Consider the following 23710-nt stretch of genomic DNA (forward strand, 5'->3'; position numbering starts at 1 on the left):
CGCATTCGCGCGCTCAAGGATCGCTTCACCCGCTGGTACGTCCTCGTCGGCGGCCTCGCCGTGCTGGCAGCCATCACCCTGATCTTCTTCTTCCTCGCCTACGTCGTTGCACCGTTGTTCCACGGCGCCAGCCTGACCGCGAAGGATGCCATTACCCCGGCCTGGATGCAGGACGCCGGCAAGCCGCTGATGATTTCGCTCGAAGAGCAGAATCAGGTGGCGATGCGCGTTTCCGACAAGGGCCAGGCGCTGTTCTTCGATATCGACAGTGGCGCTGAATTGAAGCGCGTCGATCTGCCTGTGCCAGCCGGCACCACCGTGACCTCCATTGGCGAAGACCAGCCAGGTCATCCGCTGGTAGCCGTGGGCCTGTCCAACGGCCAGGCGCTGGTGTTCCGTCACACCTATAAAGTCAGCTACCCCGATGGCAAGAAAACCATCACTCCGGCCATCGAATACCCGTATGGCGAAGCGCCGATCGCGGTGAACGAGGGCGGCGGGGCGCTGGAGCACGTCAGCCTCAACGCGACCGATTCGACCCTGATGCTGGTGGGTTCGACCGGTTCGCAGCTCAATGTGCTGGCGCTGACCAGCGAAGAAAACATGATGACCGGCGAAGTCACCAACGAGCAGAAGCGTATCGAGCTGCCGCAGATGACCGAGCCGGTGAAGAACATCTTCGTCGACCCGCGCCAGCAATGGCTGTACGTGGTCAACGGGCGGGCCCAGGCCGACGTGTTCAGCCTGCGCGACAAGAGCCTCAACGGTCGCTACAAACTGCTGGAAAACGCCGACGCCCAAGTCACGGCCTCGACCCAACTGGTGGGCGGTATCTCGCTGATCATCGGTGATTCCACGGGTGGTCTGGCCCAATGGTTCATGGCTCGCGATACCGATGGCGAGTTGCGTCTGAAACAGATCCGCACCTTCCAGATGGGCACTGCGCCGATCGTTGAAATCACTGCCGAAGAGCGTCGCAAGGGCTTCGTTGCCCTCGATGCCAGCGGCAAGCTCGGCGTGTTCCACAGCACCGCGCACCGCACCCTGCTGGTCGAGCCGGTCGCCGAAGGCCAGGGCCTGTTCGGTCTGTCGCCGCGTGCCAACCGGGTGATCGTCGAGGCCGGCGGCAAGCTGCAACCGCTGCTGCTCGACAACCCGCACCCGGAAGTGTCGTGGAGTGCGTTGTGGAGCAAGGTCTGGTACGAAAACTACGACGAGCCTAAATACGTCTGGCAATCGACCGCCGCCAATACCGATTTCGAACCGAAACTGAGCCTCTCGCCACTGACCTTCGGCACCCTGAAAGCCGCGTTCTACGCGATGTTGCTGGCCGCACCACTGGCGGTTGCCGCAGCGATCTACACCGCGTACTTCATGGCCCCGGGCATGCGCCGCAAGGTCAAACCGGTTATCGAGCTGATGGAAGCGATGCCGACGGTGATCCTCGGTTTCTTCGCCGGTCTGTTCCTCGCGCCGTATGTGGAAGGTCATCTGCCGGGCATCTTCAGCCTGCTGATGCTGCTGCCGATCGGCATTATGGTCGCCGGTTTTACCTTCAGTCGCCTGCCTGAGTCGATCCGCCTGAAAGTCCCGGATGGCTGGGAAAGTGCGCTGCTGATTCCGGTGATCCTGTTTGTCGGTTGGTTGTCGCTGTACATGAGCCCGTACATGGAGAACTGGTTCTTTGGCGGCGACATGCGCATGTGGATCTCCCACGACCTGGGCATCACCTACGACCAGCGCAACGCTCTGGTGGTTGGTCTGGCGATGGGTTTTGCGGTGATCCCGAACATCTACTCGATCGCCGAAGACGCCGTGTTCAGCGTGCCGCGTGGCCTGACCCTCGGCTCCCTGGCACTCGGTGCCACGCCGTGGCAGACCATGACCCGCGTGGTGATCCTCACCGCCAGCCCGGGCATTTTCTCGGCACTGATGATCGGCATGGGCCGTGCGGTCGGGGAAACCATGATCGTGCTGATGGCTACGGGTAACACCCCGGTCATGGAAATGAACCTGTTCGAAGGCCTGCGCACCCTGGCCGCCAACGTCGCGGTGGAAATGCCCGAGTCGGAAGTCGGCGGCAGCCACTACCGCGTGCTGTTCCTCTCGGCGCTGGTGCTGCTGTTGTTCACCTTCGTCATGAACACCCTGGCAGAACTGATTCGTCAGCGTCTGCGCAAGAAATACTCGTCGCTTTAAGAAAGGTAGAAGTCTGTGAAACAGAACTCCCTGAATGGATGGTTCAAGAGCGGCGCCCCGGGCGTCTGGATCAGCGGTGGCGCGGTGTCCATCGCGGTCATCATGACCATTGGCCTGCTGGCGGTGATTGCCGTGCGCGGTCTGGGTCACTTCTGGCCGGCGGACCTGATCCATGCCAGCTACGACGTACCGGGCCAGGCCAATCACCTGGTCATCGGCGAAGTGGTACAGAAAGAAGAAGTGCCGCGTGCACGCCTGAAAAGCGCCGGCCTGCCGGTGCCTGATCAGGGCCCGGAATTCATGACCCGCGAGCTGATCAAGGTCGGCAACCGTGACCTGAACGGCAACGACTTCACCTGGGTGGTCGGCGAGTGGCTGACCAACCAGACCACGCCGCCGGAACTGATGGCGATCGAGCGTCGCGAGTGGGGCAACTTCTACGGCTACCTGGTCAACGTCAAACAGGACGGCAAGGTGATCGCCGAAGGCGAAGCGGCCTGGCCTGAGCTGCAAGCGCGGATCGACCGCGTGAACAAGCTCGCCGCGCAGCTCAAGTCGCTGGAAAAGACTGATATCGGGGCGATCAACGCAGGCCTGGAACGCATCCGTCTGCACGGTCGCAAACTGGAACTCGACGGCAAGCTCGACGCCACCGCGCAAGCGGACATGGACGCCGAGCGTGCCGAGCTGAACGCGCGTTATCAGGACATCGAAGCGCGTCTGGCGGATCTGCATGCGCAGTTCAACCGCGACGCTTTGACCGCTCGCGATGCCAACGGCAAAGAGATCGAAATCGGCCTGGGCAAAGTCGTTCACGCCTATCAGCCGAACGCGATGAGCACCTTCACCAAGGTCGGTTTCTACTTCAGCAAGATCTGGGAATTCCTCTCGGATGACCCGCGTGAAGCGAACACCGAAGGCGGCATTTTCCCGGCGATTTTCGGCACCGTGATGATGACCCTGATCATGGCAATGATCGTGACTCCGTTCGGCGTACTGGCGGCGGTGTACCTGCGCGAATACGCCAAGCAGAACACCCTGACGCGGATCATCCGGATCGCGGTGAACAACCTCGCCGGTGTTCCGGCGATTGTCTACGGCGTGTTCGGTCTGGGCTTCTTTGTTTATGTGTTGGGTGGTTCGGTTGACCGTCTGTTCTTCCCGGAAGCACTGCCGGCACCGACCTTCGGTACGCCGGGCCTGCTCTGGGCGTCGCTGACTCTGGCGCTGCTGGCGGTACCGGTGGTGATCGTGGCGACCGAGGAAGGTCTGGCGCGTATTCCGCGTACCGTCCGTGAGGGCTCGCTGGCCCTTGGTGCGACCAAGGCGGAAACCCTGTGGAAGATCGTTATTCCGATGGCCAGCCCGGCGATGATGACCGGCATGATCCTCGCCGTGGCCCGCGCCGCCGGTGAAGTGGCGCCGCTGATGCTGGTGGGTGTGGTGAAACTGGCGCCGTCGCTGCCAGTGGACGGCAACTACCCGTACCTGCACCTGGACCAGAAGATCATGCACCTGGGCTTCCACATCTATGACGTCGGCTTCCAGAGCCCGAACGTCGAAGCGGCACGGCCACTGGTGTACGCCACGGCGCTGCTGCTGGTGCTGGTGATCGCGATCCTCAACCTGTCGGCGGTGTGGATTCGTAACCACCTGCGTGAAAAATACAAAGCACTGGATAGCTGATTTCTTATGTAGGAGTGAGCCTGCTCGCGATGGCAACACCGCGGTTTCATAGATAAACCGCAGCGCCTGAATCGCGAGCAGGCTCACTCCTACAAAAAACCGAACCGAATTTGTTAGCACAGGGAGCCTCCCATGCAGCACGAAACACCTACCCACGGCATCAACATGTCGGCCCTGGGGCGCGACAAGCAGAGCCTGAATCTCGAGCAGGAAACCGTGGCCATCGAGGTACCGGGCCTGAGCCTGTACTACGGCGACAAGCAAGCCCTGTTCGACGTCAGCATGAACATCCCGAAACAGCGCGTGACCGCGTTCATCGGCCCGTCCGGCTGCGGCAAGTCCACGCTGCTGCGTACCTTCAACCGCATGAACGATCTGGTTGACGGCTGCCGTGTCGAAGGCGCAATCAACCTGTACGGTAACAACATCTACCGCAAGGGCGAAGACGTCGCCGAACTGCGTCGTCGCGTCGGCATGGTGTTCCAGAAGCCCAACCCGTTCCCCAAGACCATCTACGAAAACGTGGTTTACGGTCTGCGCATCCAGGGCATCAACAAGAAGCGCATCCTCGACGAAGCGGTCGAGTGGGCGTTGAAAGGCGCGGCGCTGTGGGACGAAGTCAAAGACCGTCTGCACGACTCGGCACTCGGCCTGTCCGGCGGTCAGCAGCAGCGTCTGGTGATTGCCCGCACCATCGCCGTTGAGCCGGAAGTGTTGCTGCTCGACGAACCGTGCTCGGCCCTCGACCCGATCTCGACCCTGAAAGTCGAAGAGCTGATCTACGAGCTGAAGTCCAAGTTCACCATCGTCATCGTCACCCACAACATGCAACAAGCTGCGCGGGTGTCCGACTACACGGCGTTCATGTACATGGGCAAACTGGTGGAATTCGGCGACACCGACACCCTGTTTACCAATCCGGCGAAGAAGCAGACCGAAGACTACATCACCGGTCGTTACGGCTAGCAGACGCTGGTTGTCGCTCACTGAATTGACTGCGGCCCGCCGCACCTTACCGGACGCTCCAAGGACGCCAACATGATTAGTAAAGAAGGCCTTACCCACCACATTTCCGCGCAGTTCAACGCTGAACTGGAAGAAGTGCGCAGCCACCTGCTGGCCATGGGCGGGCTGGTCGAGAAGCAGGTCAACGACGCGGTCACCGCGCTGATCGAGGCCGACTCCGGCCTGGCCCAGCAGGTGCGCGAAATCGACGACCAGATCAATCAGATGGAACGCAACATCGACGAAGAATGCCTGCGCATTCTCGCCCGTCGTCAGCCGGCGGCATCCGACCTGCGTCTGATCATCAGCATCTCCAAGTCGGTGATCGACCTGGAGCGCATCGGCGACGAAGCGACCAAGATCGCCCGTCGCGCCATTCAGCTGTGCGAAGAAGGCGAAGCGCCGCGTGGTTACGTCGAAGTGCGTCACATCGGCGACCAGGTGCGCAACATGGTCCGTGATGCGCTGGACGCGTTTGCCCGTTTCGACGCCGATCTGGCCCTGTCGGTGGCGCAGTACGACAAAGTCATCGACCGCGAATACAAGACCGCGCTGCGTGAACTGGCCACCTACATGATGGAAGACCCGCGCTCTATCTCGCGGGTTCTGAGCATTATCTGGGTACTGCGTTCGCTGGAGCGGATCGGCGACCACGCGCGCAACATCTCGGAACTGGTGATCTACCTGGTGCGCGGCACCGACGTGCGTCATCTGGGCCTCAAGCGCATGAAGGAAGAAGTTGAGGGCACAAGCGGCGAAACCGCTAATGTTCCGGGCAATGCTGACGATAAGTAAGATTGCCTGAGAAAAGCGCCCGGCCCTTTGGCCGGGCGTTTTTGTTTGGGCGCTTGAATCAGGAAACCGAATTAAAAAGCAGCACCCGCGAACGAAAAGTCCCGGCGTGACTGAAGATTGTTGGCAATGTGCCATCAGCAAAGCGGTATGCTTGCCGGGATTTTTATAGGGGTGTTGGATGAGCAAGATCAGTGTGTTGGTCGTGGACGACGCTTCGTTCATTCGCGACCTGGTGAAAAAGTGCCTGCGTAACTACTTCCCGGGGATTCGTACCGAGGACGCCATCAACGGCAAAAAGGCCCAGGCGATGCTGGCCAGGGAAGCGTTCGACCTGGTGCTGTGCGACTGGGAAATGCCGGAAATGTCCGGCCTGGAACTGCTGACCTGGTGCCGCGAGCAGGACAACCTCAAGACCATGCCGTTCATCATGGTCACCAGCCGTGGCGACAAGGAAAACGTAGTGCAGGCGATTCAGGCTGGCGTTACCGGCTACGTCAGCAAGCCATTCACCAACGAACAGCTGCTGACCAAGGTCAAGCAGGCGCTGAACAAGGTTGGCAAGCTCGATACCCTGATGAACAGCGCGCCGACCAAGATGAACTCGGCGTTCGGTAACGACTCCCTGAGCGCGTTGACCGGCGGCAAGCCTGCCGTGGTCGGTACTGCGCCGGCGGCCGCTGCTGCGGTGAATCCGTTCGCCAAGCCTGCTGTTGTCGCGTCAGCGCCAGCGCCAGCCGCTGCGCCGTCGCGTGGTTTGCTCAACAGCCCGCCGGTGCAGGCACCGGCTGCCTCGAAAGCGCCGGCCGGTGGTCGTGGCCAGGGCCAGTTGCGCCTGCCAAGCGGCACCCAGCAATGCGTGATCAAGGCCCTGAGCATCAAGGAAGCGCTGTTGGTGGTGAAACGCACCGACACCCTGCCACAGATTCTCGACAGCGCCGTGCTCGACCTGGAGCAGGGCGACAACGCCGAAATCGCCCGTCTCAATGGCTACCTGCACGCTGTGGTCGCACACGAGCCGAAGCCGGACAGTGAATGGCTGCAACTGACTTTCCGTTTCGTCGACCAGGACGCGCAAAAGCTCGATTACATCTCGCGCCTGATCGCCCGCGGCACGGCGCAAAAGCACTTCGTTCCGGGCGCTTGATCCTCGTCGCCTGACACACCGCCTTCGCGAGCAAGCCCGCTCCCACCTTTGAAATGCATTCCAAGGTGGGAGCGGGCTTGCTCGCGAAGGGGTCATCACTGACGACGTCCATTTTCCAGACTGCCCAATTTGAAACATCTGTCGACTAGCCTGGTCTGTCTCAGCTGCTAGGCTCTTTTCCAGGCCTTACTCGACAGAACCTTTGCCCATGCTCGCGCGCCTGCTGTTTTTCTGTGGTCTTTTCCTGGCCTCCACCTCGACTGTGGCCATGACCATCTACAAATCTACCGATGCCAACGGCGTGGTCTCGTACAGCGACCGGCCGAGCAAAGGCTCGCAGGTGTTCGTGTTTCAGGACCGCATGGTCGAGCACCTCGAGCGCCAGGTGTACCTCGATATCAAGAAGCAGAAGGGTACCGACGTGGTGTTCGTGCGCAATGACCTGTATGCGCCGGTCGAGGTGGCGCTGGCGTTCACCGGCATGAGCAATGTGCGTGGCGCCCCGGCGCAAACGATCCGCCGGGTGCTGCCGGCGCGCAGCAATACCCGGTTGGCACTGCTGACGGCGATTAGCGGCAGCCAGCCGCTGGTGTATACGCCGCAGTTCCAGTACTCGCTGGGCGACCCCGCTGGCGCCGCGCAGAGCTATCGCTATCCGTTGCCGTGGCGGGGCGGGCCGTTCCGTCTGAGTCAGGGCGCCAACGGCCAGTACAGCCACTACGGGCCGAAGAACAAGTACGCGATGGACATCGCCATGCCGGTGGGGACGCCGATCATTGCCGCACGGGCCGGGGTGGTGGTGAAAACCGAAAACTCGCAGAGCGGGCGCGGCAATGATGCGTCCGGCAATTTCGTCCGGGTGCTGCATGACGACGGCACCATGGGCGTGTACCTGCATCTCAAGCAAGGTTCGGTGAGCGTGCGCGAGGGGCAGCGAGTGACGGTCGGCAGCCCGCTGGCGCTGTCCGGTAACACCGGCAACAGCAGCGGCCCGCACCTGCACTTTGTGGTGCAGCGCAATACGGGGCAGGGGCTGGTGTCGATTCCGTATCAGTTCAACCAGCCGCTGGGGGCGCTGCCCAACTTTGCGTTGGGCAAACAGTAAAGGCAGTGGAGCTCAACTGTGGCGAGGGAGCTTGCTCCCGCTGGGCTGCGAAGCGGCCCCAAAAACCTGAAACCGCGTTCGATCAGATACACCTAGCACACAGTTCTGCGACTGCTGCGCAGCCGAGCGGGAGCAAGCTCCCTCGCCACAAAAGCTGTCCTGCAATCGCGATCAATCCAGCATCAACACCTTCGCCAGCACAATCTTCGGCCCTTTCATCTTCTTGATGATGATTCGCAGGCCTTCGACTTCCAGCACTTCTTCCTCTTCCGGCACCCGTTTCAGGGTTTCGTAAACGAGGCCAGCGAGGGTTTCGGCTTCGATGTGGTCCAGGTCGATCCCCAACAGGCGCTCAACCTTGAACAGCGGCGTATCGCCACGCACCAGCAGCTTGCCCGGCTGATACGCGAGGATCCCGCGCTCGGCCTTGCGGTGTTCGTCCTGAATGTCGCCGACCAGCACTTCCAGCACGTCTTCCATGGTCAGGTAGCCGATGATGTTGCCGTCGGCCTCTTCAACCACGGCGAAGTGCGAGCCGCCCTTGCGGAATTGCTCCAGCAGCTGCGACAGCGGCATGTGCCGCGAGACGCGCTCCAGCGGACGGGTCAGTTCAGCCAGGTTGAACGACTCCGGAATGTGGTCCAGCGCCGCCAGTTCCAGCAGCAGGTCCTTGATGTGCAGCAGGCCGACGAACTCCTGACGCTCGCTGTCGTACACCGGGTACCGGCTGAACTTGTGGCGACGGAACATCGCCAGAATTTCTTTCAGAGGCGCGTTGAATTCGAGGGTGATCAGGTCTTCGCGGGAGTTGGCCCAATCGACCACTTCCAGTTCGCCCATTTCCACCGCCGAGGCCAGCACGCGCATGCCTTGGTCGCTCGGATCCTGACCACGGCTGGAGTGCAGGATCAGTTTCAGTTCTTCGCGGCTGTAATGGTGTTCGTGGTGCGGGCCGGGTTCGCCCTGGCCGGCAATCCGCAGAATCGCGTTGGCGCTGGCATTGAGCAGGTAGATCGCCGGGTACATCGCCCAGTAGAACAGGTACAGCGGCACCGCCGTCCACAGCGACAGCAGCTCGGGTTTGCGGATCGCCCACGACTTGGGCGCCAGCTCACCGACCACGATGTGCAGGTAGGAAATGATGAAGAACGCGGTAAAGAACGAAATGCCCTTGACCACTTCCGGCGACTGCACGCCGACCGCGCTCAGCAGCGGTTCGAGAATGTGCGCGAACGCCGGCTCACCGACCCAGCCGAGGCCGAGGGAGGCGAGGGTGATACCGAGCTGACACGCCGAGAGGTACGCATCGAGCTGACTGTGGACGGTGCGCAGGATGTGCCCGCGCCAGCCGTTCTTGTCAGCGATGGCCTCGACCCGGGTCGAGCGCAGTTTGACCATGGCGAATTCCGCCGCAACGAAAAAGCCGTTGAGCAAAACCAGGATCAGAGCGAAAAGAATCATGCCGAAGTCGGCGAAAATCGTAGCGAGGGACAAGCCAGGGGAAGGGTCCATGATGGAGTTTTGCAGGTTCCGTGTGATTCGTAAGAGAGAAGAAATCGCGCCTGAAAGGCAGACGCAAGTCAGCCAATGTAGCGGCTGACATGGCGATTGCCTAGTGGCGCGTGCTGGCCGGTATCACTCGGCGGCGCTGATGGCCCGTGCCTGGGCCACCTGAGCCGGGGCGAAATGGCAGGTGAACGTGCTGCCATGACCGGGCACGCTGCTGATCTCCATTCGCGCGCGGTGGCGCAGCAACACGTGTTTGACGATCGCCAGGCCCAGCCCGGTGCCGCCGGTGTTGGAGTTGCGGCTGGAGTCGACGCGGTAGAAGCGTTCGGTCAGGCGCGGCAGGTGCTTGCTGTCGATACCGATCCCGGAATCCTGCACGCTCAGGTGCGCGCCTTGCTCGTCGCCCCACCAGCGAATGCGGATGTTGCCCTCGGCCGGGGTGTACTTCACCGCGTTGAACACCAGGTTGGAGAAGGCGCTGCGCAGTTCCGCCTCGCTGCCCTTGAGCAGGATGCGCGCATCGGCTTCGAGGGTGATTTTCTGGTTCTTCTGCCCGGACAACTGCTGGGCGTCGCTCTTGATTGACTGCAGCAGGGCGTCGATCTGCACTGGCTGGTTGTCCGACGGGTAATCGGTGGCTTCCAGTTTCGCCAGCAACAGCAGATCGTTGAGCAGCGTCTGCATGCGTCCGCCCTGTTGCTGCATCTGCTGCAGGGCGCGGCTCCAGCGCGGGTTCACTTCCTCGACGTTGTCGAGCAGGGTTTCCAGGTAGCCGCAGATCACCGTCAGCGGTGTGCGCAGTTCGTGGGAGACGTTGGCGATGAAGTCTTTGCGCATCTGTTCCAGCTGATGGATGCGCGTAACGTCGCGCACCAGCATCAAGTGTTCGTTGTTGCCGTAGCGTGTGAGGTACAGCTGAATGCGCACGCGATCATTGGTCGGCGAAGGGATTTCCAGCGGTTCGGCGTAGCTTTCCTGCTCGAAGTATTCCTTGAAGCGCGGATGCCGTACCAGGTTGGTCACCGGTTGGCCGCTGTCCTGCGGGGTCTTGAGGCCGAGCAGGGTTTCCGCGGCGCGGTTCCACCATTCCAGGTTGCCGTCGCTGTCGAGCATGATCACCGCGTCTTTGAGCGCGGCGGTGGACTCCTGCACCCGGTCGATCACCGCTTGCAGGCGCCCGCGTACCCGTTGATCGCGGCGTTGCAGGTGGTAGATGCTGTCGAATACCTCGCCCCACAGGCCATAGCCGTCGGGCGGTGCTTCATCGGGTTGGTGCAGGCGCAGCCATTCGTGCAGACGCAGCAGTTGCTTGAGCGTCCAGGCCAGGTAAATCCCCAGGCCTGCTGCGAGGCTCCAGCCGTAGTAGCCGGTGATCAGGCCGATCACCAGACACGCTGTGACCAGCAACAGCATGTGGCGAATCAGGGTGCCATGCCAGTTTTGATTCACGGAAAATACGGTCCTTGTCAGCGAGTCTGGCGGTCGGATCAGGCCTTGGTGGAAAACCGGTAGCCGGTGCCGCGCACGGTTTGTACCAGATTTTCGTAGGCGTCGCCGAGGGCCTTGCGCAGGCGGCGGATGTGCACGTCGACGGTGCGCTCTTCAACATAGACGTTGCCGCCCCAGACCTGATCCAGCAACTGCCCGCGCGTGTAGGCGCGTTCCTGGTGGGTCATGAAGAATTGCAGCAGACGGTATTCGGTCGGGCCCATCTCGGCCGGCCGGCCGTCGATGGTCACGCGGTGGCTGATCGGGTCGAGCAGCAGGCCGCCGACTTCGATCGGCGCTTCGCCATCAGTCGGACCGGCGCGGCGCAGCACAGCCTTGAGGCGGGCGACCAGTTCGCGTGGGGAAAACGGTTTGGTGATGTAGTCGTCGGCGCCGACTTCAAGACCCTGGATCTTGTTGTCCTCTTCGCCCTTGGCGGTGAGCATGATAATCGGGATGTCCCCGGTCAGCTCGTCACGCTTGAGGCGGCGGGCCAGTTCGATGCCGGAGGTGCCGGGCAGCATCCAGTCGAGCAGGATCAGGTCCGGTTTGCGGTCAACGATGATGGCGTGTGCCTGCTGCGAGTTCTCCGCCTCGAGGCAGTCATAGCCGGCCATTTCCAACGCAACGGCGATCATTTCGCGAATGGGCGCTTCGTCGTCGACGATCAGAATGCTCCTGCCAACCATGCCTTAATCCTCTTGTCATTTAACTGTCTTGCGCCGCATTAGATAACGGAATTATTGCAGTCGTGTGACAGTATTTTAGTCGCCCGGCGGTTGGCGTGATCCTGGACTAAGCTCTAAGTCCGAATCCTGACAACCACAAAAGAAGGTTTCCATGACACAAATGACTGCTTCTTTCAAAGCTCTGCTGCTGGCTGCTGCCGTTGCTTTACCGACCATGGCGTTTGCTGCTGAGCCAGCGATGGAGAAGGACGGCATGTTTACCGATCACAAGGGCATGACCCTGTACACGTTCGCCAAAGACTCGGCGGGCAAGTCCATGTGCAACGACAAGTGCGCAGCGAACTGGCCACCGCTGATGGCTACGTCCGGCGACAAGTCCATGGGCGACTGGACCGTGATCAAGCGTGACGACGGCAAGATGCAATGGGCCTACGAGGGCAAACCGCTGTACACCTTCGTGATGGACAAGAAGGCCGGTGACATGACCGGTGAGGGCAAAATGGACGGCGCCTGGCACGTCGCCAAAGCCAAGTAAACGCAAACCCCTTGTAGGAGTGAGCCTGCTCGCGATGACGGTGTATCAGTTAACAGCAATGTGGCTGATACACCGTCATCGCGAGCAGGCTCACTCCTACAGGTTTGTGTTTAGCGCAACGCGTAATCCAGCACGATCCCGACAAAAATCGCCAGCCCCGCCCAGTGGTTGTGCAAAAACGCCTTGAAGCAACGCATCCGGTCGCGATCACGGGTGTACCAGAACTCCCACGCATAACATCCAGCGGCCACCAACAGACCGAGATGGAACCAGATGCCCAGCTCGAACTTCGACCCGGCCAGCAACAGGCAGCCCAGCGACAGCGCCTGCAACGTCAGGATGATCACCCGATCCGCATCGCCGAACAGAATCGCCGTGGATTTCACGCCGATCTTCAGGTCGTCGTCACGGTCAGTCATCGCGTAATAGGTGTCGTAACCCACCGTCCACAGCAGATTGGCGATCCACAGCAGCCACGCGGCGGCGGGCACCGCGCCGGTCTCGGCGGTGAACGCCATCGGCATGCCCCAGGAAAACGCCGCGCCCAGCACCACTTGCGGGTAGTAGGTGTAGCGCTTCATGAACGGGTAGGTGAACGCCAGTGCCAGACCGCCCAGCGACAGCCAGATCGTCGGCGCGTTGGTGCACAGCACCAGCAGGAAACTCACGCCCATCAGCAGCGCGAAGAACACCAGCGCCTCTTTCGAACTGATCTTGCCGCTGGCCAGAGGGCGTTGCGCGGTGCGTTTGACGTGGCCATCGACCTTGCGGTCGGCCCAGTCGTTGATCACACAGCCACCGGCACGGGTCAACACCACGCCGAGGACAAAAATCGCGATGTTGGCCAGCGATGGCGAACCCTTGCCGGCAATCCACAGTGCCCACAGCGTCGGCCACAGCAGCAGGTAAATGCCGATCGGCTTGTCCATGCGCGTCAACTGAATGAAATCCCAGGCGCGCGGGTTCAAGCGGTTCAAGGACTTGAGCAGGCTCTGGTACATCAGCAGTTCTCCGGATGGGCGCGGGCGGCGTTCCACAGGGTCGGCAGGAAAATCTCCGCCACCAGTACGCTCAAGGCGCCACGGTCGAAACGCGAGCGCCGGCCCCACAGCTCGGGGGCGCGGCAGGCTGGCGGCAACCAGTCCTGCGGGTAGTGACAGACCTCGATGGCGCGGCGCTGGAAGGCGTGGTCGCAAAACAGCAGTTCGCCCAGCGAGCGGCTGCCGAGTTCGTCCATGTGCAAGCCGTCGCCTTGCAGGGCGGCGCGTGAAGCCACGCTGCGGGCGAACACCCAGGCTTCGCCGTGACCGCGCAGATACACCTCGCGCACCCAGCCTTCGCTGCCTTCGGCCAGATCCAGCGCCGCGCATTCGTCGCTGCGCAGGGTGTCCCAGCCTTCGAACAATGGCATGACGCTGAAGCCGTCGTTCGACAGCCGCGTCAGGCGGCGGGTCAGTGAGCCTTCGTCGAACAACCAGTCCAGGGTCAACGAATCGGGAAGGGGCGTCAGTCGGCTTTGAGTCAGCCAGAGCGGGGCCGGGCAGGCATTTGAATGTTGCACAATGAGTCATTATTGGCCGCAAATGAGGCGGCGAGCTTAACATGGCGTGCTGCGAATTTGATGGATCCGGGGCGCCGTTGCGCCGAACAGGCTTGCATCTGCCCGGCACCCTCAGTACAAAACGCCCTGAGCCGGATGGCAGCGCTCCCACCATCGACCGTCCGCGCCGACAATAGCCTGAACCCTGAGGAAGTACCTGAATGAAAAAGTGGCAATGCATCGTCTGCGGCCTGATCTACAACGAAGCTGACGGTTGGCCGGATGACGGCATCGCGCCGGGCACCCTGTGGCAGGACGTGCCGGAAGACTGGCTGTGCCCGGACTGCGGCGTGGGCAAGTCGGACTTCGAAATGATCGAAATCAACTGAGAAAAACCAAGGAGTAAGGCATGAACGCACCTGTCGTAATCGTCGGCACCGGGCTTGCGGGTTACAACCTGGCCCGGGAGTTTCGCAAACTCGATGGCGAAACCCCGCTGCTGCTGATTACCGCCGATGACGGGCGCTCTTACTCCAAGCCGATGCTTTCCACCGGTTTCGGCAAGAACAAGGACGCCGATGGCCTGAGCATGGCCGAACCCGGCGCCATGGCCGAGCAATTGAAGGCCGAAGTGCGCACCCACACGCGCATCAGCGGCATCGACGCCGGCCACAAGCGCCTGTGGATCGGCGAAGAAGCGGTGTACTACCGCGACCTGATCCTCGCCTGGGGCGCCGAAACCGTGCGTGTGCCGATCGAGGGTGATGGCTCCGAGCTGGTATTCCCGATCAACGATCTCGAAGACTATGCGCGCTTTCGTGCAGCCGCTGCGGGCAAACGCCGCGTATTGCTGCTGGGGGCGGGCCTGATCGGCTGCGAATTCGCCAATGACCTGATCCTCGGTGGTTACGAGGTGCAACTGGTGGCGCCGTGCGAGCAAGTGATGCCGATGCTGCTGCACCCGGCCGCTGCGGCCGCCGTGCAGGCCGGGCTGGAAAGCCTGGGCGCGCGTTTTCACCTCGGCCCGGTGCTGACCCGCCTGCAAAAAGTCGCAGACGGGCTGGAAGCGCATCTGTCCGACGGGCAGGTGATTGCCTGCGATGTGGTGGTGTCGGCCATTGGCCTGCGCCCGCGCATCGATCTGGCCGCGGCGGCCGGAGTGCAGGTAAATCGCGGTGTCGTAGTCGACCGCTACCTGAAGACTTCCCACGCCAATATCTACGCCTTGGGCGACTGCGCCGAGGTCGATGGGCTGAATCTGTTGTACGTGATGCCCCTCATGAGCTGTGCGCGTGCGCTGGCACAAACCCTGGCGGGCAATCCGACGGCCGTGAGTTACGGCCCGATGCCGATCACGGTGAAAACTCCGGTGTGCCCGTTGGTCGTTTCGCCACCGCCACGGGGCAGCGAAGGCGTCTGGACCGTCGAAGGGCAGGGGGCCGACATCAAGGCCCTGTGCCACAGTGCCAATGGTCAGTTGCTCGGTTACGCGCTGACCGGCGCGGCAGTGATGGAAAAACTTGCTCTGAACAAACAGCTTCCGGCCCTGCTGGCGTAAATACCGGTCGTTCTGTCGGAATCACCCCGCTTTTGCCCCTACAAAGGTCGCGGGGAGACTGGCGCCGCCGGTATCCGCGTGCCATTCTCACTCCCGTCTGCCGCAGAGTAGAGCCTGCGGCGCCTTGGGCGCTGTTCCAACGAGAACAGCACGGACATAACAACAAAAAACCGTCAAAGGGGCTTCACTAATGCGTAAACCAGAACTCGCCGCTGCAATCGCTGAAAAAGCGGATCTGACCAAAGAACAGGCCAACCGCGTTCTCAACGCCGTCCTCGAAGAAATCACCGGCGCTCTGCACCGCAAGGACAGCGTCACGCTGGTGGGCTTCGGCACCTTCCTGCAACGCCACCGCGGCGCCCGCACCGGCAAGAACCCGCAAACCGGTGAGCCGGTGAAGATCAAGGCCAGCAACACCGTGGCATTCAAGCCAGGCAAGTCGTTGAAAGACAGCGTCAATCCTTAAATTGCGGCGAACTTCCTGAATGACGGGGAGTACCGCAATAAAAAATGGGCACACCGATTGCGGTCGGGTGCCCATTTTTTGTGCCTGCCAATCGGTTTATTGACGCCGGAAGCAGGCCTTGCCGTTGCCGAAATCCACGGCCAGGCAGTTCGGCTCGATCGCCAGTTGCAGATCCTGAAACAAGCCGGACAAATCGCTGTTCGACGCCGGTTTGGTCTCGCTCTTCAGCGTCACGGTGTCGTTTTCCACCTGCCAGGTACCCTTGGCAAACCCGTCTGCGCTGCCATAAGCCACGCCTGCATCAAACGTGCCGTCCTTGCGCAGCAGCAATTCGGCGCCCATTTCCATTGCACCGGTCAGATAGTAATGACCTTCCAGTGGCGGGGTGTCTGCAGAGGCTTGAGTGACGGGTAGCCACATCAGTGCTGCGAAAAGCAGGGGTTTCAATTCCATGAGGTAAAGCTCCTTACCAGCTCCCGAAGGGGATGCCGAATTTTTCGATGTAGGTTTTTGAGGCATCAGAAAGAGGTCGATGTTTACCGCCGGATTTGCCTTCGTAGGGGCCTTTGGGGTTGATGGTTCCTTGCACGCGGACAATTTCGACCGACTTCAAACAGGCTCCCCCTAGCCAAACCTTTGCAATGCCGCCGGGGGCCAGACCGATACCCATATTGTCACGGGATTCGGTGATCCACTCTGAGCCAAACCTGCAGTACGCTTTTTCGGGTTTGCGCATGATTTCCCGTGCAGATTCGGGAATTACGATGTACGCCTCGTAGGTTTGGGGTTCGGCCAGTGACTGCCATCGCACGTAGATCAGGCGAGGTAAATCGGCGCTGGTCATATATTTGCCTTTCCCGCTGCCGGGGTTGTCCGGCCAGCCAGCGGGGTTACCTTTTTGATCGTCAGGCCTCTGTACTGAAGCAATGCCTGATCCTGCCCGCCGGAACACTCTTTCTTGGATATCCACCACATCGGCCGTTTCAATCCAGACCTCCATGTAATCCGGTGCTCCAAAGCCAAGGAACCAGGGCAGTTTGTCTTTCGCTTGCGCATGAATTTGAGTGCAAACCGCCAGCAGTAGTCCTGTAAACAGGCTTGTGAGTGTCTTGATGCGAAGGGTCGACCTTCTCGGCGTGATCACCGGGCTGTCCTTACCAAGAGCCATAAGGAATTCCAAATTTTTCCACGTAGGCCCTGGACTCCGGCTCAAGGGGCAGACCATAGCGGCCTTCATTTTTCCCTTGGTATGGACCCTTTTTATTCACGGTGCCTACGATCCGGGCAATCTCGATTGCCTTGAGGCATGTTCCAGTGAGCCATACTTTGGCAATGCCGCCGGGTGCCAGCCCAATCACCAGGTTTTTGCGCAATTCAGTAACCCACTTAGAGTCAAAGTTGCAGAACGCTTTTTCGGGTTTGCGCATGATCTCCCGGGCTGATTCGGGGATGACGATATAGGCTTCATAAGTCTGAGGTTCGGCCAGAGATTGCCAGCGTACGTAGACCAAGCGGGGCAGGTCGGCACCCGTTACATACTTGCCTTTTCCACTTCCAGGGTTTTCTGGCCAACCCGCGGGGTTGCCTTTGTGTTCCACGGGATTCTGTACTGATGCAATACCCGATCCGGCACGCTGAAACACTCGCTCCCGGATATCCACCACATCGGCGGTTTCAATCCAGACCTCCATGTAGTCCGGTGCTCCAAAGCCAAGGAACCAGGGCTGCTTCTTTGCAGCAGGGGAGACGTCTTGTACACAGCCGGCCAAAAATATGCCAAGCAGGAAACATATTGTTTTGCCGAGAGGTCGAGTGAAGTCATTCATGGGGGTGCACCACTCGTTGGTTGCTCTTGGCCGGGCGGTTGATGAAAACGATGTTCATGTCGCTGCTGTTCAAGCCCTTGGCTGCATTCCAGTGAGCGGAAAGATGGATATAGCGGCTACGTAACAATTCCCTTTCTTTGATGGTCAGGCCTTCGACAGATGATTTTCCAAGCGCATAAGCTTCAAGCTTGGCGTGTATCGGGATCAATTCCGTCGGTAAGGACAGTCTTGGCTCATTTTCGTCAATGACCTCGAATGGGACTCCATGTCTGACCGCCAGCTCACGCATGATGCGCAGATACACCAGAGACAGCTCCCCGTGTACTGGTCGCTCAATGCTGGCCGCCGCGTAAACCCGCTTCTGGGGATCCTGTCTGTATCCACCTTTTTCCGTTGGTTGAGTCACGGCTCTTTCCCAAAGTGCAACGCGTAATTGACTGCCCGGGGCGTCCTCTTCGATGACGCCTTTTGCATACCAGGCATAGGCTTCTTTTTCGGCAGCAGCATAGGCTGCACTGCGGGTCGCGTCCTTGTCTCGGCTGATAGTGCTGGTGAGCGGGTTGCTCAGCAGAAGTTTTTCCTTGGCTTTAGGCAAATAGCCGCCGCCCAGATCCGAGTGAGCGCCGGGCAAGACCAGATCGATGTCGCCCAGGCTGTTGAGTGCGAAGTTCTCGCGATATTCATCACGGGCAACCAGGTGGGCTATTTTGTTGGCGCAACCATCAGGCAGCTTCAACTCGAGGCCGGGGTTTATACTGTTAGCGCCGGTAAAATCGAACAGCCACGGGTTGGCGATTGCTGCAACGGTGTCAAAAACCCCAATGAAGTTGATCTCCGTATCGACCTTGGGTTGCCAGTTGAAGCCTTCAGCCAAGCCGCTGGGAAGCGACTTGGCGAGTAACCCCTCATTACCCTTAAGCACTTCATTTGCAAAGTGTCTGGCTGCTGCGGCTCCTCGGCTGAAACCGAAAATATCGAATTCGATTCGCTGAATTACCAATTCTGGGTTCCGTTCAATCAGCTGCTGTATTTGTTGTCTGATAAATGTCGGACTTTGCTCAACACGAGCGGCAACTCCTGTTTCACCCCTACCTGTTGCTTGTGAGTAGAGAGAGTCGGCGTCATTGCTTTTGGTGCCGACGCCTTCTATGTAAACTGCTATCGATGCGGTTTTTGCGGACACTGGTAAAAGCTTGTAAGTGTCGTCGGTGTAAAGCTCATACAACCTCGCAATATTGCTCACATCATTTCCATAACTGTTATCCGGCGAGTTTCCATCACCGTCGTACCCGTAGGTGGCGCAGTGCTGCTGGATCTCTGCAGCCGCCTCCGCAAGATTGGCGTCCGGGGCGTAACACGCTGCGACCGTTTCGCTGTTGGCCTTGTTATTCCCCGTGCCATCGAAAAACACCCCGATACGCAAAGTTATTCCCCCCGGCGTCTCATCCTCCAGGTCGACTTCTTCCTCCTCTTCCTCGAGTTCTTCCTCTGCGCGTTCGTGTACCGCTGGCGCACTGGGTAATGCGCCATCCAGTCCATGCGGCAGCAGATGGGGCGCGTCACTGTCTTGCGGCTTGCGGCCCGTTTCGATTTCAGTGCTGCTGAAAATGCCACCGCTATCGATCACGAGGTGATGACCGCCAGCCTTCAGCGTGATGCTGGCGCCGGCATCCAGCACCACACTGGCGCCAGCCTTGAGCAGCACTTGCTGGCCGGCCTCAATGTTGAGAGACCGGCCAGCATGGGTGTAACTGTTGCCATTGATGGTTTCGCGGCGCTCGTTGCCCACTTCCAGTTGAAGGCTGTTGCCGATTTTTTGCGCCATGTCGCGCTGTGCGCGCACATAGATGAGCTCTTGCCCGGCACGATCCTCGATCGACAGTTCGTTGTAACCGCCATTGCGCGGCGAGCTTTCGCTGCGCAATACAGTTCGGGTCTTGTGGTCGGGTAACGAGTAGGGCGGCGCGGTAACTCTGTTGGACACACAACCGGTGATCAGTGGTTTGTCCGGGTCGCCCTCCAAAAAGGACACCACGACTTCCATGCCAACCCGCGGAATGGTCACTGCGCCAAAATGATCGCCGGCCCAACTGCTCGCTACGCGTACCCAACAACTGCTGCGCTCACTGTTGAGTTCTTTGCGATCCCAGGGAAATTCGATCTTCACGCGACCGAACTCATCGCAATAAATCTCTTCGCCTTCGGGGCCGGTAACCCGTGCGGTCTGAGTCACCAGCGGACGACGTGGCGCCGGTAGCGGAGGCCGGAAAACCACCTCGGCGGGAATCACGCTGAAGCGATTTCGGTAACCCTGGGTGAAACCGTCGGCGGATTTGACATCGCTGGAGGCGGACTCCTCAAGCACTTGTGGCTGTCGGCCTTCATGGGCGACGCTGAGCAGAAGCCACAGGTCGTTGCACTTTTTTCGCGGGTGTCCGGTCAGCTCAAACAAGTGGCCGCTACGCAAATTCGTCTGATCGCTCGCTCCGTCGCCCAGTTCATAATCGCTGCGGTGGCGCTCCAATGCCTGCCGGGTAATTTGCTTGCCGCGCCTTTCGTTCTCGATCAGCAATGGATAACGGTAGTCCTCCAATGTTGGAGTGAATCCGGCGGTGAAGCGGCCTTCAAGCAACAGGCTCGGGCGTTTCAGGTCGTAGTCACGACGAGTGACGGTACTGGTGCGCGTGCTGTTGCGCACACAGAATCGGCTGACCACCTGATGCTCGGCCACCATGCCGGATTCTTGCAAATACGGCGTCACAGCCAGCTTTGGGAGAAACACTTGGTCATCGGTAAATACCAGCAAATGGCCGTCCGCCGAATGCTGGTGATGCCAGGCTATCCCGTCCTCGGCGCACAGGCGCTGTATGAATTCAAAGTCGCTTTCCGCGTACTGAGTGCAATAGTCGCGTGGCGGATTCGGGGTGACATGGAAGGTAAACGCATCACCTTGAATGCCATGCCTCTTGAGCACATGCGCGATGATCTGCGGCGCCGTACGCTGCTGAAAAACCCGCTGATCATGACTGAACTGCAAGTAATGCAACGCAGGCACCAGCGTCAGCTCATAGTGGGTCAAGCGCGTTCCGCTTTCACCCACCCGCACATCTTCAATGCGTCCGTGAATACCTTCGTTGTTGAACCCGAATTGCAGAAATGCCGGCTGACTGAGCAGGCTTTCCAGATCGATATCTGCACGTTCGCTGACCAGCTCGACTCGGATCGCGTACAGGCAGCTGATGGCTTCAGCACCCTCAAATGCGAGCACCTTGAAGTCGTGGCGAACGCCGGGGATGAGCAGAATAAAAGGCGCGCAACTGCCCGTGCTGAACATACGCTTGTCCTTAAGCAGGTGAGTCGATGCGCGGTGTTCGATCGTCCCTGATCGCCACGCGAAAAGAATTTGCTCAAGCAAGCTAGCAATGCGGGAAATAAATTGATGTAAGAAGTATCCCTGACATTTGTCAGAGTATTCCGGGCGTGAAAGTGTTGTTAAGACAGTAGGAAATGGCTGTAGGAAGGTGCTTCGATAAATATTGAGTTAGCACTAAAGTGCAATTACTTTCGGGGCTTCTAAAGTTCCAGAAAAATGAAATGACATCAAATTGATGGCACTTTTGTTGTCGGGTGTTGTCTTCGGTAAATTTTTATAAAATCCAGTGAATTTTCGGAAGAATCCTACTTCTATTTTTTTCGAGAATTGTCATGCTTGCCGCCGTGTAATGGGACGAACGCTCGGGTCGGTACGCTCAGGCGGGATCGCGCCGCTCTGGATCAAGGGTTTTGAGGGGGTAGGGCAGATGCGTGCAATATAAATCGATATCAGGGATTCCCCTGCCACATATAGGGCGATCTCCTACACGGCCCAATGAACACTTCGTCTTGTTGTTTAATCAGATGCTTGCTAGTGGCCATCATAGTGATTACGATGCGCCCACTTGAAAGAGCACATCTCAATTGGATGAGTCGCTTCACCGCTCTTCGATACTGTCTCGCGCCGTGGCAACTCCAATAGGCGCATGACTGTAATCCTAATTAAAGGCCATGGATGTCCTACTCAAGCAAACTTTCCGCCCATTACCTCGAACTCGCAAAAGTCTCTGTTTCCAAAGAGAATTTCGCGGGCGAAGACGTTCGTTTTTCGAGCGAATTCGAGGCGCTGGAAAGCGAGCTGGCCAAGGCTTCGTCGATGCACGAAAGCGGGCAGATCGACTGGCTGAAAATCCGTGAAAACAGCGAAAATCTGCTGCGCACCCAATCCAAGGATTTGCGCGTCGGCGCCTGGCTGACCTGGTCGTTGTACCAGCGTGAATCCTTCCCCGGGCTGCTGGCCGGCCTCGGTCTGCTGCACCATCTGTCGGAAAATCACTGGGCCGACGTTCACCCGCTCAAACCACGCACCCGTGCCGCCGCTATCGGCTGGCTGGTGCCGCGTCTGGAGCAGGTGCTCACCGAAAACATCGCGATCAAGGAACAGCTGCCGATGTTCCGGCAGTTGTCGGAGCATCTGGCCGGCCTCGATGCCGCGTGCACCGAGCACTTGGGCGATGACGCGCCGCTGTTGCTGCCGCTCTCGCGTCGCTTGAAAACCATGATCCAGCGCGCCGCCGACAACCAGCCAGCCCCCGGTGTGGTGGGTGCGGCGGTGGCGCAGGTCAAGCAGGCCGCGAGCCAGTTGCTGACCCCCGGCGCACCGATCGACAACGAAAAAGACGCTTACAAGGCCCTGCGCGCCCAGCAGGAAAGCGCGCGTCCGTTGTGTGCCTGGTGGCTCAAACAGAAAGCCACCGACCTGCGCGCCCTGCGTCTGAACCGCACTTTGCTCTGGCTGCCGATCGACGCGGTGCCTGAGCGCAATGCCGAGCAGATCACCGTGCTGCGCGGTCTGCCTGTCGACAAGCTCAAGCAGTATCAGGATCGCTTCGATCAGGGCAAATACGCCGACCTGCTGGTGGAACTGGAGGCGAGCCTGGCGAAGGCGCCGTTCTGGTTCGATGGTCAGAGGATGGTCTGGGAATGTCTCCAGAACCTCAACGCCGAGATGGCAATGCGCGAAGTGGAAATCCACTTCGCGCTTTTGGTTCAGCGCCTGCCCGGCATCATCGAATGTCGTTTCCATGACGGCGCGCCGTTTGCCGATCCGTCCACCCGGGCGTGGATCGCCGGCAATGTCATGCCGCACCTGCAAAGCGCCAGCGCGCCGCGCAAGGTCGAAACCGACGACGTTGAAACCCAGCCGGCCTGGGAAAAGGCCCTGCAGGAAGTGCTGCCGCTGCTGCGCAAGGAAGGCCTGAAGCCTGCCGTGCAAATCCTCAAGCAGGGGCTGCAATCGGCCCACGGCGGACGCGAGCGGTTTTTCTGGCAGTTCGCCCTCGCGCGACTGTGCTTCATGGCCAAGAAGTACGAACTGGCCAAGAACCAGCTCGAAACCCTCGATCAGACATTACAGGACTCAGGCCTGCACGCCTGGGAGCCCGATCTTGCATTGGAAGTGCTGCACCTGCTGCACAGTTGCTGCGAGTTGTTACCGCAGAACCATGCAGTGCGTGAACGCAAGGAAGAGATTTATCGCAGGCTGTGCCACCTCGATCTCGAAGTGGTACTCGAATAGGCCCCAGGGCCACAACCGCAAGGAGAAAAGCCATGGCCAAAGAAGGCTCGGTAGCCCCCAAGGAACGCATCAACGTCACCTTCAAACCCGCCACCGGCGGTGCTCAGGAAGAGATTGAACTGCCGCTGAAGCTGCTGGCAATCGGTGACTACACCCACCGCAAGGACGATCGCAAAATCGAAGATCGCAAGCCGATCAGCATCGACAAGATGACCTTCGACGAAGTGTTGGCCAAGCAAGAACTGGGTCTGACGCTGAGCGTGCCGAACCGTCTGCAGGAAGATGGCGAGGCCGACGAGCTGGCTGTGCAACTGCGCGTCAATTCGATGAAGGACTTCAACCCGGCCAGCCTGGTCGAGCAAGTGCCTGAGCTGAAAAAACTGATGGAACTGCGCGATGCGCTGGTGGCCCTCAAAGGCCCGCTGGGTAACGCACCTGCGTTCCGTAAAGCGATCGAAGGCGTGCTCGCCGACGACGAATCCCGCGGTCGCGTACTCGGTGAGCTGGGCCTGAACGCCGCAGCCCCGGACGCCTGAGACTCCAGCCAAGGAAGC

Annotated in this window: 21 protein-coding genes; 12 read left to right on the forward strand and 9 right to left on the reverse strand. The window is 59.8% G+C overall.

The genetic code is table 11. The features are described from left to right. Positions 1 to 165 precede the first annotated feature (165 nt). The 6 genes from JFU48_RS07585 to JFU48_RS07610 all read left to right on the forward strand — a co-directional run bounded on the left by JFU48_RS07585 (position 166) and on the right by JFU48_RS07610 (position 7934). A complete protein-coding gene (locus tag JFU48_RS07585; protein WP_201137060.1) occupies positions 166 to 2199 on the forward strand; it encodes an ABC transporter permease subunit in 2034 nt (677 codons plus the stop codon). A 15-nt stretch (positions 2200 to 2214) separates the two neighbouring features. Further along, positions 2215 to 3885 carry a phosphate ABC transporter permease PstA gene (gene pstA / locus JFU48_RS07590; protein ID WP_003229620.1) on the forward strand — a complete coding sequence of 557 codons (1671 nt, stop codon included), beginning with the start codon at positions 2215 to 2217 and terminating at the stop codon, positions 3883 to 3885. Between the two features lie 132 nt (positions 3886 to 4017). Next, positions 4018 to 4851, forward strand: a complete 834-nt coding sequence (pstB, locus tag JFU48_RS07595; protein ID WP_103484627.1) for a phosphate ABC transporter ATP-binding protein PstB — start codon at positions 4018 to 4020, stop codon at positions 4849 to 4851. Positions 4852 to 4923: 72 nt separating this feature from the next. Next, positions 4924 to 5685: a phosphate signaling complex protein PhoU gene (gene phoU / locus JFU48_RS07600; RefSeq protein ID WP_003229617.1), complete on the forward strand. Its 762-nt coding sequence runs from the start codon at positions 4924 to 4926 to the stop codon at positions 5683 to 5685. 178 nt (positions 5686 to 5863) lie between these two features. Beyond that, positions 5864 to 6829 (forward strand): response regulator, encoded by a 966-nt coding sequence (locus tag JFU48_RS07605; RefSeq protein ID WP_201136220.1) that lies wholly within the window; start codon positions 5864 to 5866, stop codon positions 6827 to 6829. A gap of 208 nt (positions 6830 to 7037) precedes the next feature. Beyond that, a complete protein-coding gene (locus JFU48_RS07610; protein WP_003229614.1) occupies positions 7038 to 7934 on the forward strand; it encodes a peptidoglycan DD-metalloendopeptidase family protein in 897 nt (298 codons plus the stop codon). 171 nt (positions 7935 to 8105) lie between these two features. Here the strand turns inward: JFU48_RS07610 and JFU48_RS07615 are convergent, their stop codons facing one another. From JFU48_RS07615 to phoB, 3 genes are all read right to left on the reverse strand, one after another. Then, positions 8106 to 9446, reverse strand: coding sequence for a hemolysin family protein (locus JFU48_RS07615; RefSeq protein ID WP_003229612.1), 1341 nt, complete (start codon positions 9444 to 9446; stop codon positions 8106 to 8108). 123 nt (positions 9447 to 9569) lie between these two features. Further along, positions 9570 to 10856, reverse strand: coding sequence for a phosphate regulon sensor histidine kinase PhoR (gene phoR, locus JFU48_RS07620; RefSeq protein ID WP_207199136.1), 1287 nt, complete (start codon positions 10854 to 10856; stop codon positions 9570 to 9572). 74 nt (positions 10857 to 10930) lie between these two features. Continuing rightward, a complete protein-coding gene (gene phoB / locus JFU48_RS07625; protein WP_003229608.1) occupies positions 10931 to 11620 on the reverse strand; it encodes a phosphate regulon transcriptional regulator PhoB in 690 nt (229 codons plus the stop codon). Positions 11621 to 11771: 151 nt separating this feature from the next. On the opposite strand from phoB, the gene JFU48_RS07630 reads away from it, so the two are divergent. Continuing rightward, entirely contained in the window at positions 11772 to 12155 is a 384-nt protein-coding gene (locus JFU48_RS07630; RefSeq protein ID WP_201136221.1) for a COG4315 family predicted lipoprotein, read from the forward strand. Between the two features lie 110 nt (positions 12156 to 12265). On the opposite strand, the gene ubiA is transcribed toward JFU48_RS07630, so the two are convergent. Then, positions 12266 to 13156: a 4-hydroxybenzoate octaprenyltransferase gene (ubiA, locus tag JFU48_RS07635; protein ID WP_103483754.1), complete on the reverse strand. Its 891-nt coding sequence runs from the start codon at positions 13154 to 13156 to the stop codon at positions 12266 to 12268. Beyond that, positions 13156 to 13716 carry a chorismate--pyruvate lyase family protein gene (locus JFU48_RS07640; protein WP_103483753.1) on the reverse strand — a complete coding sequence of 187 codons (561 nt, stop codon included), beginning with the start codon at positions 13714 to 13716 and terminating at the stop codon, positions 13156 to 13158. Before JFU48_RS07640 ends, ubiA begins: the two co-directional genes overlap by 1 nt. Positions 13717 to 13916: 200 nt before the next feature. Between JFU48_RS07640 and JFU48_RS07645 the strand changes: the two genes are divergently transcribed. The 3 genes from JFU48_RS07645 (at position 13917) to JFU48_RS07655 (ending at position 15719) form a co-directional block, all read left to right on the forward strand. Next, positions 13917 to 14084 (forward strand): rubredoxin, encoded by a 168-nt coding sequence (locus tag JFU48_RS07645; protein WP_003229600.1) that lies wholly within the window; start codon positions 13917 to 13919, stop codon positions 14082 to 14084. Positions 14085 to 14104: 20 nt separating this feature from the next. Beyond that, the gene (locus tag JFU48_RS07650) at positions 14105 to 15253 is read left to right on the forward strand and encodes an NAD(P)/FAD-dependent oxidoreductase (protein WP_201136222.1); all 1149 of its coding nucleotides are present in this window, start codon (positions 14105 to 14107) and stop codon (positions 15251 to 15253) included. Between the two features lie 190 nt (positions 15254 to 15443). Then, the gene (locus tag JFU48_RS07655) at positions 15444 to 15719 is read left to right on the forward strand and encodes an HU family DNA-binding protein (RefSeq protein WP_003213368.1); all 276 of its coding nucleotides are present in this window, start codon (positions 15444 to 15446) and stop codon (positions 15717 to 15719) included. A gap of 96 nt (positions 15720 to 15815) precedes the next feature. Here JFU48_RS07655 and JFU48_RS07660 read toward each other — a convergent pair whose 3' ends face one another. Genes JFU48_RS07660 through tssI form a run of 4 tightly spaced genes read right to left on the reverse strand, consistent with a single transcriptional unit; the run spans position 15816 to position 20879 of the window. Next, positions 15816 to 16172: a hypothetical protein gene (locus tag JFU48_RS07660; protein WP_201136223.1), complete on the reverse strand. Its 357-nt coding sequence runs from the start codon at positions 16170 to 16172 to the stop codon at positions 15816 to 15818. A 13-nt stretch (positions 16173 to 16185) separates the two neighbouring features. Further along, entirely contained in the window at positions 16186 to 16887 is a 702-nt protein-coding gene (locus tag JFU48_RS07665) for a DUF2931 family protein (RefSeq protein WP_201136224.1), read from the reverse strand. Further along, positions 16874 to 17545: a DUF2931 family protein gene (locus tag JFU48_RS07670; protein ID WP_103483749.1), complete on the reverse strand. Its 672-nt coding sequence runs from the start codon at positions 17543 to 17545 to the stop codon at positions 16874 to 16876. Before JFU48_RS07670 ends, JFU48_RS07665 begins: the two co-directional genes overlap by 14 nt. After that, positions 17538 to 20879 carry a type VI secretion system tip protein TssI/VgrG gene (gene tssI, locus JFU48_RS07675; RefSeq protein ID WP_201136225.1) on the reverse strand — a complete coding sequence of 1114 codons (3342 nt, stop codon included), beginning with the start codon at positions 20877 to 20879 and terminating at the stop codon, positions 17538 to 17540. The genes JFU48_RS07670 and tssI overlap by 8 nt, the downstream gene beginning before the upstream one ends. Before the next feature lie 714 nt (positions 20880 to 21593). Here tssI and tssA point away from each other — a divergent pair. Continuing rightward, positions 21594 to 23156, forward strand: a complete 1563-nt coding sequence (gene tssA / locus JFU48_RS07680) for a type VI secretion system protein TssA (protein ID WP_003229588.1) — start codon at positions 21594 to 21596, stop codon at positions 23154 to 23156. Positions 23157 to 23188: 32 nt separating this feature from the next. Beyond that, positions 23189 to 23692: a type VI secretion system contractile sheath small subunit gene (tssB, locus tag JFU48_RS07685; protein ID WP_003229587.1), complete on the forward strand. Its 504-nt coding sequence runs from the start codon at positions 23189 to 23191 to the stop codon at positions 23690 to 23692. Positions 23693 to 23710: the final 18 nt, after the last annotated feature.

The organism is Pseudomonas sp. TH49 (genome assembly GCF_016650625.1).
GTDB classification, from domain to species: Bacteria; Pseudomonadota; Gammaproteobacteria; order Pseudomonadales; family Pseudomonadaceae; genus Aquipseudomonas; species Aquipseudomonas fluorescens_H.

Excerpts from the sequence above, each read along its gene's own strand:
- phoU (WP_003229617.1), top strand. The coding sequence starts at position 4,924 with ATGATTAGTAAAGAAGGCCTTACCCACCACATTTCCGCGCAGTTCAAC.
- JFU48_RS07660 (WP_201136223.1), bottom strand. The coding sequence starts at position 16,172 with ATGGAATTGAAACCCCTGCTTTTCGCAGCACTGATGTGGCTACCCGTC.
- JFU48_RS07645 (WP_003229600.1), top strand. The coding sequence starts at position 13,917 with ATGAAAAAGTGGCAATGCATCGTCTGCGGCCTGATCTACAACGAAGCT.
- JFU48_RS07610 (WP_003229614.1), top strand. The coding sequence starts at position 7,038 with ATGCTCGCGCGCCTGCTGTTTTTCTGTGGTCTTTTCCTGGCCTCCACC.
- JFU48_RS07665 (WP_201136224.1), bottom strand. The coding sequence starts at position 16,887 with ATGGCTCTTGGTAAGGACAGCCCGGTGATCACGCCGAGAAGGTCGACC.
- JFU48_RS07605 (WP_201136220.1), top strand. The coding sequence starts at position 5,864 with ATGAGCAAGATCAGTGTGTTGGTCGTGGACGACGCTTCGTTCATTCGC.
- JFU48_RS07630 (WP_201136221.1), top strand. The coding sequence starts at position 11,772 with ATGACACAAATGACTGCTTCTTTCAAAGCTCTGCTGCTGGCTGCTGCC.
- JFU48_RS07670 (WP_103483749.1), bottom strand. The coding sequence starts at position 17,545 with ATGAATGACTTCACTCGACCTCTCGGCAAAACAATATGTTTCCTGCTT.
- JFU48_RS07615 (WP_003229612.1), bottom strand. The coding sequence starts at position 9,446 with ATGGACCCTTCCCCTGGCTTGTCCCTCGCTACGATTTTCGCCGACTTC.
- ubiA (WP_103483754.1), bottom strand. The coding sequence starts at position 13,156 with ATGTACCAGAGCCTGCTCAAGTCCTTGAACCGCTTGAACCCGCGCGCC.
- phoB (WP_003229608.1), bottom strand. The coding sequence starts at position 11,620 with ATGGTTGGCAGGAGCATTCTGATCGTCGACGACGAAGCGCCCATTCGC.
- JFU48_RS07585 (WP_201137060.1), top strand. The coding sequence starts at position 166 with ATGCAGGACGCCGGCAAGCCGCTGATGATTTCGCTCGAAGAGCAGAAT.
- pstB (WP_103484627.1), top strand. The coding sequence starts at position 4,018 with ATGCAGCACGAAACACCTACCCACGGCATCAACATGTCGGCCCTGGGG.
- tssB (WP_003229587.1), top strand. The coding sequence starts at position 23,189 with ATGGCCAAAGAAGGCTCGGTAGCCCCCAAGGAACGCATCAACGTCACC.
- JFU48_RS07650 (WP_201136222.1), top strand. The coding sequence starts at position 14,105 with ATGAACGCACCTGTCGTAATCGTCGGCACCGGGCTTGCGGGTTACAAC.
- phoR (WP_207199136.1), bottom strand. The coding sequence starts at position 10,856 with ATGCTGTTGCTGGTCACAGCGTGTCTGGTGATCGGCCTGATCACCGGC.
- JFU48_RS07655 (WP_003213368.1), top strand. The coding sequence starts at position 15,444 with ATGCGTAAACCAGAACTCGCCGCTGCAATCGCTGAAAAAGCGGATCTG.
- tssI (WP_201136225.1), bottom strand. The coding sequence starts at position 20,879 with ATGTTCAGCACGGGCAGTTGCGCGCCTTTTATTCTGCTCATCCCCGGC.
- tssA (WP_003229588.1), top strand. The coding sequence starts at position 21,594 with ATGTCCTACTCAAGCAAACTTTCCGCCCATTACCTCGAACTCGCAAAA.